The sequence below is a fragment of the Sporolactobacillus inulinus genome, assembly GCF_006539285.1.
In the GTDB taxonomy this organism is placed as follows: domain Bacteria; phylum Bacillota; class Bacilli; order Bacillales; family Sporolactobacillaceae; genus Sporolactobacillus; species Sporolactobacillus inulinus.
In genome coordinates, this window is the sequence record NZ_BJMS01000005.1 from 1 (window position 1) to 14,428 (window position 14,428).

Here is a 14,428-nt window from a genome sequence, read left to right on the forward strand (position 1 = left end):
CCAAGACACTGGGCTATTGGTTTGAAGACGGGGCAAATTTGTCGAGTAGGACAGTGATTCACATCCTCTGCACCCTCGCAGAACCGTGCGTGCGCTATTTACGCACACGGCTCATCTTGTTCATGGTTCACAGAATAATAAATAATAACTCAGATCTGTTCGAAGCTCATAGATTCCACTAAGTGTACCTATAACGTGACTATCAATTCTCTTCGAATTTTCTTCGCTAATTCCGCTATTCTTATCCGTTTTTTGTTCATCTTTACTGCACCCCTGTGTGTGCCGATGTGTCCCGGATAAGATTCATGAACAAGAGAAACACCTTTCCTCGACTGGCATTACCCAGCGTCATTAGTACTATGTGCTTCCTCCGACTTTCCAGTAGACATTTAGCGTCCTCACATTTGATTGCTTGGTTCGCTATACTTTCATTCGAAAGATCCAATGGGATCTCCCGAGTTGCCGTCCCTTATCAATGCTCAGCGTGCCATGGCCCTCTGACCCCGGGGAACCACCAGTCCTCTTGCCTTAACGATGACTGGTGTGTTGCCTTCTGGAAGTATAACGCCATCAGCATTCCCATTTTCATAAGTTTTCGAGGCTCAATCCCTTCAACAAGACTCGCTACGGATGAGTGGCTAATGCTTTCCGACGGGATTCCCACCCTCTATAAGGCAAGACCTTGCTCGGTCGCTCTATACTTTCTTGTTCTGAAAACAAAAAAATCCGGAAACCATTGGTTACATGGCTTTCGGATTCTTCCGATTGCGGCGTCGTTCTTTTTCAGCATTCATCCGCTTAATATAGACATTGCCTTGCTCCTGAACCCATTCTTCATCGACCTCTTTTTCCTGCCTTGACAAGCTGAACGCTTGATAGCCGCTGAAAATGATTCCGGCAAGCACTAAGTAAACCCACCAAGCAATATTTTCCAGCTTTTCAATCATCGGATCAATCAAGCCGAATTGTTGCAGCAAAAACAGAATAAAAAGACTGCCAACGACAATCAGTGAACGTTTGGTCTGTTTCAAATTACCGCCTCCCAATATAGAGCGTGTCCCATATTTTGTTTGCATTGTAATCTATGCAAGAAAGCGATGGAATAGACCTTCAGTCCAAAACATTAGGTAAACGACTCGGGACCTTCTTCCGATTGGTGTTCATCAAAGGACGGTCGGTATAAGGTGCGGTTGTTCATCGCAAAGATTCGCTCGGAAAATTCTCCTGGACGCGTTTTGCGAATTGCCCGTGTCATCACATTAATTTTTGCATCCATGTCATCCAGGATATGCAGAATCTCCGCTTCTTTGAACATTGGCGGTTTCGGGCTGCCCCATTCCGGATTTTCATGATGACTAAGCACCATGTGCTTCAGCAAGAGCACTTCTTCTTTATCAGCGATTCCCAGTTCCTCAGCGATCTTACCGATGTTGGTCACCATGATCGAGATATGGCCAATCAAATTACCCGAAAGTGTGTAGCTGGTTGCGGTTACCCCGGACAATTCTTCAAGTTTCCCCATATCATGAATGATAATGCCCGCATAGAGCAGATCCTTGTCAATCTCGGGATACAAATCAACCACAGACTTTGCCATGTCGAGCATGCAGCAAACGTGGTAGGCGAGTCCCGAGAGAAAATTGTGATGAATGCTCACTGCTGCCGGATACTCGAAGAACGCGCGATGATTTTTCTTTAATAAAGCCCGCGTAATACGCTGAATAACCGGATTCTTGATTTCAAAAAGGTAGCGTGTAATCTTCTCATTCAATTCATCGACGGACAGCGGCGCAGCCATGACCAAATCGGCTTTATTGACTGCATCACGTTCCGTTGCTGGGCGAATCGTGCGAATTTTAAATTGATTCCGCCCTCGGAACGTTGTAATATCGCCTTCTGCAAGGACAACCGCCCCGGGAACATAATTCGCCTCATCATCGGTCGTGCATCCCCACAGTTTCGACTCAATATCACCCGTCTTATCCTGTAAATAAATGGTCAGAAAGGGTTTGCCATTACTAGCCAGTCCCTTCGTCACACTCTTTATTAACAGGTATTCATGTACATGTTCGCCTTCTTTATAAAATGCGATTCCTTTCACCATGAATCCCTTCCCTTCATTAAAATCCGGAAGACGGTTATGCTTCATTCCGTGTCTGCTCGTTTTCCGTCTTGTTAAGCACTCATGCTGCACCGCTTATTTACCCTTGTCTTCCAAGGGTAAAGCAGGCAGGGTCATCTCAAAAGCAACGCCGTCTTCACGATTCGTCGCATGAATCACTCCATGATGATTATGAACGATTCGCTTCACAATTGCCAGACCTAAGCCAAATTGGCCCTTTTCTCCCTTTTCAAACGGTTTGAACATTGCGTTACGTTCATGGTCAGGAATCTGAGGGCCATCGTTTCGTACCGTCACAACCGTCCGAACGTTGCTCTTGCCGGCTGCTTCAAGCCAGATTCCGCTTTTTGCGTAGCGCAATCCATTTTCAACTAAATTCTCCAAGACCGTCAGCATTTGTTCCTTATCAACATAAAGTTCCGTTTCCTCACCGGAAATATGAATGTCCAGATCCGTTCTCTGCGTCATAAACCGCTCACGAATTGGCTCAGCAAGTTCGCCAAACCGCAGCTTCGAGAAACGCATTTGTTTATCGCCAATCGAGTCAAACCGCGTAAAGTAAAGTAATTTACGCACGCGCTTTTCCATTTGCTGCGCTTCCTCAATGATAATATCCATGGAATCATCGAGGCCGCCTTTGGGATAGATCCCATCCTTTACGGACTGCGCATAGCTCTGTACGATCATGATCGGCGTTTTTAACTCATGTGAAGCTTGCTGGAGAAATACTTTCTGAGACTGATCGTATTTGATCAGGTTCAAACGCATCTCTTCAAACTGGGCGGAAAGCCGTTCATATTCCATATCGCCTTTCCATTCAAAAGGCTTCTCCCAATTCAAACGCGAAATTTCCTTAAAGCGCCGTCCCAGAAGATCCAATGGCCGTTTCAAGTAGCGCGCCAACCAAAAAGCGAGAAAAAGGCTGAGGATACTGACCATCACAAAAATAAAAATCAAGCGATTCCACAAATTGTTTTTTAATTCATTATCATAAGTATCCCACATATAGGAAATGAGGTAACCATTATCCACCACATTGATTTTAACGCGTCTGGCTACAAAATAGAGGGTTGAACCGTTTTGTTTCAGCTCATAGCGCGCCAAAATCGAATACTGGTGTTTGATTTGATTTCTCATCTGATTAAATACATCGTTCGTTAAATCGGTTTGGCTGGTTATCGGTTTGAGGTGCTGATCAACAATAATCGTTCTTGTCAAACCACCGCTTTTATTGTCGATTCCAGGATTATCAATTGCAAAACTCTCATCATGGCGCTGAAAACTGAGCAGCTGTTGCGCTTCGATGGTTCGAAATGTATTTTCTTTCAGCGTGTTCTGAATGGAATAGGGGTAAACGATGATAATGATCAAACCAATAAAACATTCAAGGAGAACAAAACATAACCAAATCCGCTTTGTCAATGTCATTTGAAACGGCTTGTTCATGAGACAATCCTGTACCCGGATCCGTAGACGGTCTCCAATGAGAGACGCTCCATCTTCCTGCGTATCCGTCGAACGACATCGTCAACAGCGCGATCGGAACCGACATAATCTTCGCCCCAAACCTCATTCAAAATATCCTGACGCGATTTTGCTATATTTACATTTTCCACCAAATAGAGCAAGACATCAAATTCTTTTGTGGTCAGCTCAATCAATTGATTCTCTTCATCAAATACCTTTCGGCGTACAACGTCAAGCTGGTATTTAGAAATCACTAATCGATTTTCATGAATTCCTGCACCATACACGCGATGCAGCAATTTCTTAACACGAATCACAAGTTCTTTGGGTAAAAAAGGTTTCGCTAAGTAATCATCACTGCCGAGTTCAAGACCAAGAATCTTATCCAAATCTTGATCGCGTGCCGAGATGAAAATAACCGGCTGCTCGGAGTGATTTTCTTTGATCTTCTTTATTAAGTCGTATCCGGACATGCCGGGAAGCATGATATCCAAAATCCAGAGATGAACGCCGTTATGCAGATAGTGCATGGCCTCTTCCCCGGTAGAAAAGACAGATACTGACCAGCCTTCCTTCTCCAAATATGCTTTAAGAATGGACGCTAAACTTTCTTCATCTTCGACAAGATTAATTTTATAGCTTGTTTTATTCATTGGAATTCATCCTTATTCGGTTCGTAGTCATTGTGCATCTCTTAAATTATAGCATGCACGCTCAGCTATTTAGCGATATGAAACAAATTTGACACGTACCGTTTAATTCGATACCGTTTAGTTGCGTTGCTTCGACAGATTCAAAACGGTTTCCGCATGCTCCTTGAGGTAAGCGGTCTTGTGGCAAGTAAAAATAATGACTTGTCGCTGCGCCGCAATTTTCTCAAGCAGTGCATAGACTTTTTTCGTACGCAAAGCATCAAAGTTGACAAAACTGTCATCAACGATCATCGGCATGGTTTCATAACCGTGAAAGGCGTCCATTAATGCCAGGCGAAGACATAGATAAAGCTGTTCGGCAGTTCCTCTGCTTAGGTTTGCCGCAGGAACGTGCACCCCATCCGCCTGTTCAGCCATAAAACCGGAATCATTCAACGTCAGGCGCACGTAGCGATGATCGGTGACACAGCTAAAGTATTCCGCCGCTTTCGTCAACACGTGAGGAAGCCGCTGTTCGCGATAGTTTTCCTTAGCCTTTCTAATCGCCCAGAGTGCTGTTTGCAAGACCGCCCAATCCTTTGCTTTAATCCCAGCATCAGTCACTAAGGTGTGATAGCGGTCCAGTGTGTCGCGATAGGAATCATTCGCTTCCATCGCCCGACTGCTCGCTCGATCTGCAGCAAGTTGATCGCGAACGGATTTCAGCTCTGACTCGCAGGCGGACAATTGTACTTGATAGGTCTGTTCCGACTCTGCTTCCCAGTTCCCGTTTTTGAGATAATCTTCATAAGCTCTGATCCGTTCCTCTGAACCGGTCAGATCAAGCAGCTGATTTCTTGCGGTTTCGGACTTGTTTTCTAACTCGCAACGGCGCGCATCGCGTTCGGCAAGCGCATAAAAGTGCGCTTCACTGTCTGCATCAGCTTCCTTCAGCAGTTGTGCTTGTTGCTGCGTTAATGCGTGAATCGCGTGAAGCTGACGTTCCTTATGTGTTTCATAATAGGCACACTGTTTTTCGAGGTCTTCCAGATTTCGAAGCTGCGCTAATTCCCTTTGACTGCGTTCCTTGAGGTAGTCTGCATCCCCGCCGGGAACACCCAGCTGCTCTGCCAACGTCCTTGTTTCGTCTAGAAACGCTTGATGCATTGCTGAAAGCTGCTTCCGCTGATCCTTCAATTGATCCATCTTACGGCATATTTCTTGACCGTTCTCAACCAACCGAACCTTTTCCTCAGCATCATGTAAACGTTCAATCGCGTAGCCCTGTCTGCTGAGCCAAGATTTAATCTCTTGTTCAAGCGTTTGTATCATCTGCTGGTTTTCACTGACGCGTTGATTCAGTCTGGCTAATTCGTCGCGCGCCTCAACCAACTGCTGATGAATCATCATCCGTTGACTGTCCAGACGCTCTTCCTCATCGCTGGCAGCGTATGTGCGGTTTCCGGGGGACGAGAAAAAATACAAACCAACGAGAATGCCTGCACCTAAAAAGAGTACGGGTACGGCTGCCAGCGGGGTAATGAGAAGCGCGGAACTCAGTGCCAAAAGCGCAGTTGCGCCAATAAGAACCCCCATTGGTGCTTGATTATGGCGAAAGCGCGTCTTTTCCGACCGGCGTTGCGCAATCTGCTCCTGTGCAGCTTTTTTCGTCTCGGTGTTCTTCAGCTGGGCATTCAATTTATCGCTATGTTCGGACGCTGCCGACTGGTCATGCATGAGATCGCGCTGTTCATTCTGTTTCTCGTTCCAATTGCCAATTTTAACCTTCAGCTGTTTCGGAAGGGATAAATCTGAGGATGCTTGACGAATAGCGGTCTCCGACCAATGGCCGCCTAAATAATCACAGATCCTTTGACAGGCGGTTTTTTGCTCGCGAATCTCGGCTTCAACGCGCCGCAGCTCGTTTTCATTTTGTTCATCCTCGATTGCTGATTTGAACAGATGTTGGAGCGCTGCTTCATACCGCTGCCAGCGAAGATCGACCTTAATTTCTTGTTGCGCGGCTTGCAGCTGACTGATTTGTTCATCGATTTGCGCCAATTCCTCACGTTTTGTATTGATCTGTTTCCTTAAATCATCGTAATGCTGCTTACCTTGTTGAGGAAACGGAGGATCCTCCTGTAATTGTCGCAGTTCTTGCTCGAGCAGCTGCCGCGACTGAATCAGTGGACGCGCTGCGGAGAATGCGGTCCACCATTGAAACGCTTGCTGGAGCTTTCGCTTCGTCGCTTCTAATGCTTCCAGTCGCTTACTGCCTTCTTGAATGCGCTGCTGCAGTTCTTGATAATCGTCCATCTTCTTTTCCCACGCTCTCAATTCGGCGGAGCATGCGTTCAGCTGCGTAAATCGTTGATTAATGGCCGGTTTCTTTCCCTTTTTTTTAAAAAGTTCGGCACATTGTTTCTCTAAGGTCTGTTCTAGCTTTCCCAGTGTTCCACTGCCGATCATTCCCGCGCCAAGCAAAAGATCGTTCAGGTCCGCTGGGCTTTTTTTATCGATATCTCTCAGTCCGTCCAAGTCGAAACAGAACACACTCTGAAAAAGCATTCGGTTCATCCCGTGCAAAAGCGTATCCAAATGCACCGGTGTCCCATTACTCAAATGAAAATCAAGCTGCTCTTGTCCATTGAAGTGCCGTTCCAAATGATAAACGTTTCCGTCGTCTCCTGTAAAAGTGATTGATCCGCCAATCGTTTGTGAATCGCCGTGCCCTTGCCATTGCTCAACGGTTTTTTTTCCAGAGAAACCGAACAACTGGTGCACGATAAACGCCATCATGGTTGATTTTCCGCTCTCGTTTTCGCCGTAGATCATGACGAGCGGAGTATCCGGCAAGGTGATCTGCTTCCGTTCAAAACGACCGAAGCGGCGTATCGTCAGTGCATTGAGTTTCATTGTTTTCCGGCGCTCCCCGTGAGAAACGCGCCGCACCTCCCCTTACGCTTCATTGTCAATTGATCCATTTTGCGTTTCTTTCAGCAAAACATCAGCAAGCAACTGCTCGCTCGCATGGCGGATCTGCTGTTGGTCCTCTGAAGACAAAGGAGGAAGAAAACGCCGGCCTAAGTGGTGCGAATACAGCATTGCCGCCGCTTCATCAACGCTGTCTGGCTGTTCGATCAAGCGAAACAGATCGCCGGCAAAATGAGGACTGTTCATGATTTCCTCTATATTCCAGTCCCCATGAACATCAAACGTTCCCAGTTCCAGCCAGACGAAATCGCTGTGCTGTTCTTCATCTTCATTGAGCGTTTCAATGACTTCCCGAAACAGTTTCTCAAGTGTCTGCTGCGGCAATCCGTTCTGTTCAAATGTGCTGTTCAATCGCACGAACACGCCGTGATGCTTCTCGCGTTCGTCTTCCTTAAATGCGCGCAACGACTCCGTCAGTTGATCGGCCGTTTCGATCTGCCCAAAGCATCGATCGGCATGGATCCATTCAATATCGGAAGTGGGCAGAAAACGGACTTCAGCATGATGCTCTGTCAAATGAACAACGGATGCGCCTTTTAATCCAAGCTCAGAATCCTTGAAGGACAGCCCCTGAAGATCGCCCGGATACCAGGCAGGTACTGAAACCGGCAGCTGCTGTCTTTTATGTATATGTCCCAGTGCCCAATAGTCAAATCCTGCCGTCTCCAAGTCGGTCAGCGTAAATGGGGCGTAATGTCCGTCATCAATCCCACTTTTTTCTTCCCCATGCAGAAGGGCAATGTGAAAATCCGCAGTTCCGCTTTTGCGGTACTGTGCGGCCATATTTTCTTTGACCCATTTCTGGTGATAGCTGAATCCGTACACATGCACAACCTGACCATTTGCGCAAGTCAAGGTGAAACATCCGGGCGTTTCCGGAAAGACGTGGACATTGTCGGGCAGCCCGAGCTGATTCCATGTTTCATTGACAAAATCGTGGTTCCCGTATACAAGATAAACAGGAATCAATGCAGACTGCAAGCGCCGCATTTCCTTAACAAAGGCGTGCTGCGCTTTAATACTTCGATGACTGTTGTCGAAAAGATCTCCGGATATGAGGAGAAAGTCGGCCCTCTCATGAAGCGCCGCGTCAACAAGGCGGTGTAAAGCAATAAATGTGCTGCGCGCCGCTCGTTCGTGAAGCGACTCTGGCAGCCGTGTCAATCCTTCAAACGGTCGATCCAAGTGCAGATCGGCAGCATGCAGAAAGCGAATCAAAGCACGATCTCCTCCCCGTATTATCCATTTGTTTCATTTTATCACAGACGATCACATGTTCGCAATTTATTACACAGGTTTCACGATCTTCCAAAAATCGCTTTCGGACGCTGTACCGACGATTCATATGCGTCTTTTTCTATGAAAAAAACTTCTTTACCTGCAAAAAAAAGCAGCCTGTGGCAGGCTACAAGTTGTTCGTCTTCATTTCAGTGCACCCGGATCTGTTTCCGGAACACTTCGCGTACCATATAGGCAACACCATCCATATCGTTCGAGCGCGTCACCCACTCTGCTTTCGCTTTGACTTCTTTTGAGGCATTGCGCATGGCCACACCAAGTCCGCACTTTTCAATCATCTCTATGTCGTCGAAACCATCACCAACCGCAACAATCTCATGAAGCGGAATGCCAAGCTGTCCGGCAAAGAAAAGCAAACCGTTAAACTTCGATGTCCCTTGACGAACAATTGTCAGATGATCCGAACCGCCTCTCGATGTTTCCAGCGATGGAAAATAATCACTGATCGCTTTTTCCAGATCATCCGCTGTCTTTTTATCATCCATTTTCACCTTAACATCAGTCGCTGCCTCATAATTTTCAAGCAGATATTGACTGAGCGAGTCAACATAGGTGACGGGATAGAAGAGCGGTTCATTCATTCCGATCGTCATTTTTGCAATCAGGTTTTTCGAATGCGGGCGATTACTGACGGACAGACGTTCATGAGACATTTGAATTTGACATGGATAGGTTTCAAGAAATTCGGCTAATTGAATCAAGACACTGTGATCAATTTTGCTTGTGTAGACGGGATCATCCATTGACGATGAAACAAATGCTCCGTTATGGGTGATAATCGGCTGTGTCAAACGCAGTGCCCGCGCAACCTTTGCCGCAGAGTGAAAATGCCGTTCAGAGACTAGAGTGACAATGACGCCTTTTTTTTGAGCATACTGAATGGCATCCTTTGTCTGCCGATCAAGGCGATTGTTGCTGCTCAGCAGGGTTCCATCGATGTCCAATGCAAGTAAGCGATATACCAAGGTTCTCCCCCTCTTCGGAATCCATATCAGTATTTCATTCCTGTGTAGAGCCTATGAGCAACGATACAAAAATAGAACAAGGTATCCGCTGTCCGAAAGAGACATTGGACCAAAATGAAAAAGGAACAGCATCAGCCGTTCCTTTTATAAACGCTATTCCTTTTTCGTGATTATAATTATTTTGTTGTTCCGCCGAATTGCGACTGGGCTTGTGCCACCAGACGTTTGGTAATTTCCCCACCAACAGAACCGTTAGATCTTGATGTTGAATCCGGTCCAAGATTAACACCGAATTCGTGAGCAATTTCTTCTTTCATCTGATTGATTGCTTGTTGTACACCTGGCACGACTAAATTATTTGAATTTGCCATGTGTTTCACCTCCCTTACAGCATCTATTTTGCGCCGTAAGAGAGATCTATATGCGGGAAGTTCATTGGCATATACAGGAAAAGGAACTTGAAAAGATGCAAAGGTTCAGACCTGTTTCAATTCACCGGTTTTCGGATCAATCACCAAGCCAATGACCGGTGTACCTTGAGGAAGTAGCGGATGACTTTTTACAATCGATACGCTCTTTTGCACTTCGTTTTCGACCGTTTGAAACCCATTCAGCCATTCTCGCACATCAATCCCTACCTCAGCAAACTTCTCATCCGTAACACCGCGGTCTTTAATGTCTTGAATCATTTTATCTGACGTAAGTCCATGCATGCCGCAATCGGTATGACCAATAATATAAACGGCTTCAGATCCTAACTCATAGAGCGAAATAAGAATGCTTTTCATGGTATTGCTACAGGATGATTCAACCATGCCGCCAGCCGTCTTCAGCATGATAGCGTCACCATTTTTCACATTCAATGCTTTTGGCAGCAGTTCAATCAAACGGCAGTCCATGCAGGAGACAATCGTCATCTTTTTTGTTGGCCGACTCGGTGCTTCATAAGAACGATAAGCGTGTTCGGCAACGAATTTTTGGTTAAATGAAAGCAGATCTTCCAACTGTGACATAGTTACTTCCTCCAAGTAAGTGATAAACGTCACTGTTATCATAAAATAATTTAATTACGGAATCCACTCATACGACTTAACCGCAGACTTGCTTAACGCGCAAAAAAGCCGCCTCCTGATTAGGAGACGACTTTTTTAATTCTTCAATCAATCACAGCTTAACAACGTTAGCTGCTTGTGGTCCACGGTTGCCATCAACAACTTCAAATTCAACTTGTTGACCTTCGTCAAGCGTTTTGAAACCATCAGTTTGGATCGCGCTGAAGTGAACGAATACATCGTTTTCACCTGGAACTTCGATGAAACCGAAGCCTTTTTCGCTGTTAAACCATTTAACTGTACCTGTTTTCAAAATGAAAACCTCCTAAAAATTGGATATCCAATCACTTGAACATCGAAAAAATTTGATATATGCGTATGTTTTATCCGGCGTACCTTAACCTTGACACTCAGATCCGCAGACCTTTTGCATCGAGGGTCTTCCCGCAAAAATAAAAAATTCACATATTATAAAAAGTATCAATAAATAACATGCACATTGATAATCCTTTTATAACACGTGAATTATAAATGTTGCCTCTTTTTATCATACATACATAATCATAAAATTAAACCTAAGTCAAGCATAACCATTACATCATTAGATTTTCGGGCGCCAAAACAACGAAAGCCCTACCTCTCTTCCATCCTTACGGTTCCTCTGACCGAGCCAGTATGATCCAACGCAACAATAAAATCAGCTTTTCATACAACCTGCTGCCAGTATTGCCAAAAACATCATAATATCTACATAAAAACCATTAAAATAAGGTCGTTTTCATTAGGTCTACTCTAGTATAAGTTGTCTTGTCGATAAAGTCAAATCAAAAAAATCTTTTCATTAGAAATGCCTGCGCATGGCGAATACTTTCGTACGTGAAGAAGGGTCCTTACTTCCGCAGGACGCGGACGCGGTGATTTTCACGGTGCAGTAAAATAAGCGGAGGTTTTTCGGTTATATGCAAAATGGAACGCGTTTCGGAGGTAATAAGGGGAATTTTTCCGTTTATTCAAAGCAAAATCCCCCACTTTCACGTTTTTCACATTGATAAGCGAAATCTCTCCGTCTATTTACTTCCGCAGAATGCGGTTTTGAACCATCAATCTTGGCTTGGATGACATTCCAGCTGCTCGCATCAACAGGGGCAACCGCGTGCATTCAGGAGCCTCCTCAGACATGCTGAGATTGCGGGGTCTCCTTTGGGCCTGCGATCAACAGAGACGCTTCGCAGGCGTCTCCCCGACTCCGCTTTTGATGTCAGACAAGACACTATGTAATGGCGAATGTTTGAAAATCAGGATTTCGCTTTAACTTTTCGGGATTTCGCTTTAACTTTCGAGGTATTCGCTTTAACTTCGGGATTTCGCTTTAGCGAAGGTTCCTTTTATATAATTAGCAGAAGTTCCTACTTCCACATGACGCGAATCGTCGTACCAGCAAGGCATAATCACAAAATTTTCTTCACCTATAAAGAAAAGGTATCACAGTTACAAACCCAGTAATACTTTTATTTTAATACCTTTGTACTTAAATACAAGTTTGACGCTTTATCTCAAAGGTATTTTCATTCAAGCGGTGTCCCGAGCCCCTCAAGCGGGTCATAGATGTTTCTTTACCTGCTAAAAAAACAGCCGTTTATAAAAACGACTGTTCGTTCGGGTGGGGCGCAGCAAGCGAAACATGTGCTTCTAACCCTTTAAAAGTAGTGTGATTATTGACTTCTCTTTCGGACAAACATGGCTTTTAGGCCGCGTTTGACAACTTGGAAGAATGTCAGTGACTTGACCATGCGTTCCGGTTCCACGTAGTTGCGTATCGCACGCAGAACGACTTTCGGATGCTTGGAAGAAAAAGTGTACGTTCCATTTTTCTTCGTTCGTAGTGCATAGCGCGGGATCCATTTTCCTTTGAACATCACTGAAGCAATGACATAATCGACTTCATTCCAAGGGATTCGAATGTATTTTTGAGCGTTTCGGGCATTATAAAATTCAAATGCCTTGTCGCCGATCATAACTTTGCCGTAATCAGTCAGTCCCATATAAGAAGTTGCATCCGCGACAAAATCGACTTTTGTGTTCACTGATTGAACCATTTTTTTGCTCCACTTCCTTTCATTTCGCTTGCTCAGGCTTCACCAAAAACTTCGGCTTACATTAAGTGGAGTACGTGGAAGACAATACCAATCACGAACAACCCAAGAATAATCACAATTGGCGAAACTTTCTTCTTAAGCAGCCACATGCAAAAAAGTGTTAATACTAAGGCAGCTAAACCAGGGATTAAACTGTCCAAGTTATTTTGTAACGTCGTCACTTTATGCGCATCTAGTGAAAGACCAGCAGCCTGCTGTTCCAAGGCCTCTTTGATCCCTTGCGCCCCGGAAGGTAATTTATCCCAGTCAATATAAGCACCGTTGTCAAGTTTCACTGACGATACAATTGGCGTGAATTTCACCGATACCCAACGGTTCACTAATGCACCAAGGATGAACATACCAAGGATCGATGCACCTTTAGTAATATCTTGAAGTAATCCACCGGATAAGTCGTCAGTAATTTTAGAACCGGCTTTGTAACCAAATTCTTGTGTATACCACATGAATGCCATGCGAATAATATTCCAGCCAATAAAATAAAGAATCGGGCCAAGGATGTTTCCGCCCATCGCAAGGGAAGCTGCTAATGCGCCAAGGATTGGTTTGACTGTGAACCAGAAAACAGGATCACCGATACCTGCTAAAGGCCCCATCATACCGACCTTAACCCGTTGAATGGCTACGTCGTCAACCGGCGCACCATTCGCGCGTTCTTCTTCAAGCGCTAAAGTGACACCAATAATTGGTGAAGCGACATACGGGTGCGTATTAAAGAACTCCAAGTGACGTTTTAGTGCGGCAGCGCGATCTTCCTTAGACGTGTATAATTTTTTAATTGCGGGAATCATTGAATATGCCCAACCACCGTTTTGCATCCGTTCATAGTTCCAAGAACCTTGAAGGAACGTTGAGCGCCACCAAACCGAAATACGATCTTTTTTTGATAGTTTCAATTCTTGTGCCATTGCGATGTCCCCCTCCTTCTTAGTAATGATCAATAATATCGCCTAATGGATCACCGGTGTTTGCATTTCCGCCCTTACCTGAGCCGCCGCCTTGTTTCGAAAGCGCTAAATAGATCAGTGCAAGCGCCACACCAATCGCACCGAGACCGATCAATGTGATTTGTGTCACCGTCGCGAGTACAAAGCCAATCGCGAAGAATGGCCATACTTCTTTTGTCGCCATCATGTTAATCACCATTGCATAACCTACGGCGACGACCATGCCCCCGCCAATTGCTAAACCGTCTGTCAACCAAATCGGCATTGATGCAAGCAACCCTCGAACCGGACCGGCACCAATCGCCAAAATTAATGCGGCAGGGATTGCAATACGTACCCCTTGCATGCAGATCGCAATGATGTGCCAAAATTCAATTTTTCTAAAATTCCCTTCTCTAGCTGCAGCATCCATCAGGTGTACAAAGCCTGTTGCAATCGTGCGGCAGATGATCGTTAATAATAAACCTGCAACAGCGAGCGGAACGGCAATCGCGATTGCCGAAGATACGCCGGCATTTCCTTGTCCGCCGAGGACTAAAATAATTGCAGATGCGACGGATGCGAGCGCCGCATCAGGTGCTACTGCCGCGCCTATATTGGCCCAACCGAGCGCAATCATTTGCAGCGTACCACCGAGGATCAGACATGGGATCAAGTCCCCCGTAACTAAGCCGATTAACGTACAAGCAATGACGGGTTGGTGGAAGTGAAATTCATCCAAGACTCCTTCCATACCAGCCAGAAATGCGATGATAACGACTAATATCATTTGAATAATGTTCAAATCCATGATG

At 45.3% G+C, this 14,428-nt stretch carries 13 protein-coding genes; all 13 read right to left on the reverse strand.

What is annotated here, in order from left to right:
- Window positions 1-740 precede the first annotated feature (740 nt).
- Complete coding sequence (locus SIN01_RS00725; protein WP_010025629.1) at window positions 741-1,031, reverse strand: sporulation YhaL family protein; 291 nt, start codon at window positions 1,029-1,031, stop codon at window positions 741-743.
- 92 nt (window positions 1,032-1,123) lie between these two features.
- Window positions 1,124-2,104, reverse strand: a complete 981-nt coding sequence (gene yhaM / locus SIN01_RS00730; protein ID WP_029548214.1) for a 3'-5' exoribonuclease YhaM — start codon at window positions 2,102-2,104, stop codon at window positions 1,124-1,126.
- Window positions 2,105-2,197: 93 nt separating this feature from the next.
- Window positions 2,198-3,568: a sensor histidine kinase gene (locus SIN01_RS00735; protein WP_010025627.1), complete on the reverse strand. Its 1,371-nt coding sequence runs from the start codon at window positions 3,566-3,568 to the stop codon at window positions 2,198-2,200.
- Complete coding sequence (locus SIN01_RS00740; RefSeq protein WP_010025626.1) at window positions 3,565-4,242, reverse strand: response regulator transcription factor; 678 nt, start codon at window positions 4,240-4,242, stop codon at window positions 3,565-3,567. The genes SIN01_RS00735 and SIN01_RS00740 overlap by 4 nt, the downstream gene beginning before the upstream one ends.
- Window positions 4,243-4,359: 117 nt before the next feature.
- Window positions 4,360-7,137, reverse strand: coding sequence for an AAA family ATPase (locus SIN01_RS00745; protein ID WP_047035161.1), 2,778 nt, complete (start codon window positions 7,135-7,137; stop codon window positions 4,360-4,362).
- A gap of 42 nt (window positions 7,138-7,179) precedes the next feature.
- On the reverse strand, window positions 7,180-8,433 hold the full coding sequence (locus SIN01_RS00750; RefSeq protein WP_010026574.1) for a metallophosphoesterase family protein: 1,254 nt from the start codon (window positions 8,431-8,433) through the stop codon (window positions 7,180-7,182).
- 209 nt (window positions 8,434-8,642) lie between these two features.
- A complete protein-coding gene (locus tag SIN01_RS00755; protein ID WP_010026576.1) occupies window positions 8,643-9,479 on the reverse strand; it encodes a Cof-type HAD-IIB family hydrolase in 837 nt (278 codons plus the stop codon).
- A gap of 176 nt (window positions 9,480-9,655) precedes the next feature.
- Window positions 9,656-9,850, reverse strand: a complete 195-nt coding sequence (locus SIN01_RS00760; RefSeq protein WP_010026577.1) for an alpha/beta-type small acid-soluble spore protein — start codon at window positions 9,848-9,850, stop codon at window positions 9,656-9,658.
- Window positions 9,851-9,955: 105 nt separating this feature from the next.
- A complete protein-coding gene (locus tag SIN01_RS00765; protein ID WP_010026578.1) occupies window positions 9,956-10,492 on the reverse strand; it encodes a beta-class carbonic anhydrase in 537 nt (178 codons plus the stop codon).
- Window positions 10,493-10,643: 151 nt separating this feature from the next.
- Window positions 10,644-10,844, reverse strand: coding sequence for a cold-shock protein (locus SIN01_RS00770; protein WP_010026579.1), 201 nt, complete (start codon window positions 10,842-10,844; stop codon window positions 10,644-10,646).
- A gap of 1,399 nt (window positions 10,845-12,243) precedes the next feature.
- Window positions 12,244-12,627, reverse strand: coding sequence for a DUF956 family protein (locus tag SIN01_RS00775; protein ID WP_010025755.1), 384 nt, complete (start codon window positions 12,625-12,627; stop codon window positions 12,244-12,246).
- 56 nt (window positions 12,628-12,683) lie between these two features.
- A complete protein-coding gene (locus SIN01_RS00780; protein ID WP_010025754.1) occupies window positions 12,684-13,595 on the reverse strand; it encodes a PTS system mannose/fructose/sorbose family transporter subunit IID in 912 nt (303 codons plus the stop codon).
- Between the two features lie 19 nt (window positions 13,596-13,614).
- Window positions 13,615-14,424 (reverse strand): PTS mannose/fructose/sorbose transporter subunit IIC, encoded by an 810-nt coding sequence (locus SIN01_RS00785; RefSeq protein ID WP_029548222.1) that lies wholly within the window; start codon window positions 14,422-14,424, stop codon window positions 13,615-13,617.
- Between the last annotated feature and the right edge of the window lie 4 nt (window positions 14,425-14,428).

Bases quoted from the DNA above. Each gene is read 5' to 3' on its own strand.
- SIN01_RS00745 (WP_047035161.1), bottom strand. From the start codon at position 7,137: ATGAAACTCAATGCACTGACGATACGCCGCTTCGGTCGTTTTGAACGG.
- SIN01_RS00785 (WP_029548222.1), bottom strand. From the start codon at position 14,424: ATGGATTTGAACATTATTCAAATGATATTAGTCGTTATCATCGCATTT.
- SIN01_RS00765 (WP_010026578.1), bottom strand. From the start codon at position 10,492: ATGTCACAGTTGGAAGATCTGCTTTCATTTAACCAAAAATTCGTTGCC.
- SIN01_RS00740 (WP_010025626.1), bottom strand. From the start codon at position 4,242: ATGAATAAAACAAGCTATAAAATTAATCTTGTCGAAGATGAAGAAAGT.
- SIN01_RS00780 (WP_010025754.1), bottom strand. From the start codon at position 13,595: ATGGCACAAGAATTGAAACTATCAAAAAAAGATCGTATTTCGGTTTGG.
- SIN01_RS00775 (WP_010025755.1), bottom strand. From the start codon at position 12,627: ATGGTTCAATCAGTGAACACAAAAGTCGATTTTGTCGCGGATGCAACT.
- SIN01_RS00760 (WP_010026577.1), bottom strand. From the start codon at position 9,850: ATGGCAAATTCAAATAATTTAGTCGTGCCAGGTGTACAACAAGCAATC.
- yhaM (WP_029548214.1), bottom strand. From the start codon at position 2,104: ATGGTGAAAGGAATCGCATTTTATAAAGAAGGCGAACATGTACATGAA.
- SIN01_RS00735 (WP_010025627.1), bottom strand. From the start codon at position 3,568: ATGAACAAGCCGTTTCAAATGACATTGACAAAGCGGATTTGGTTATGT.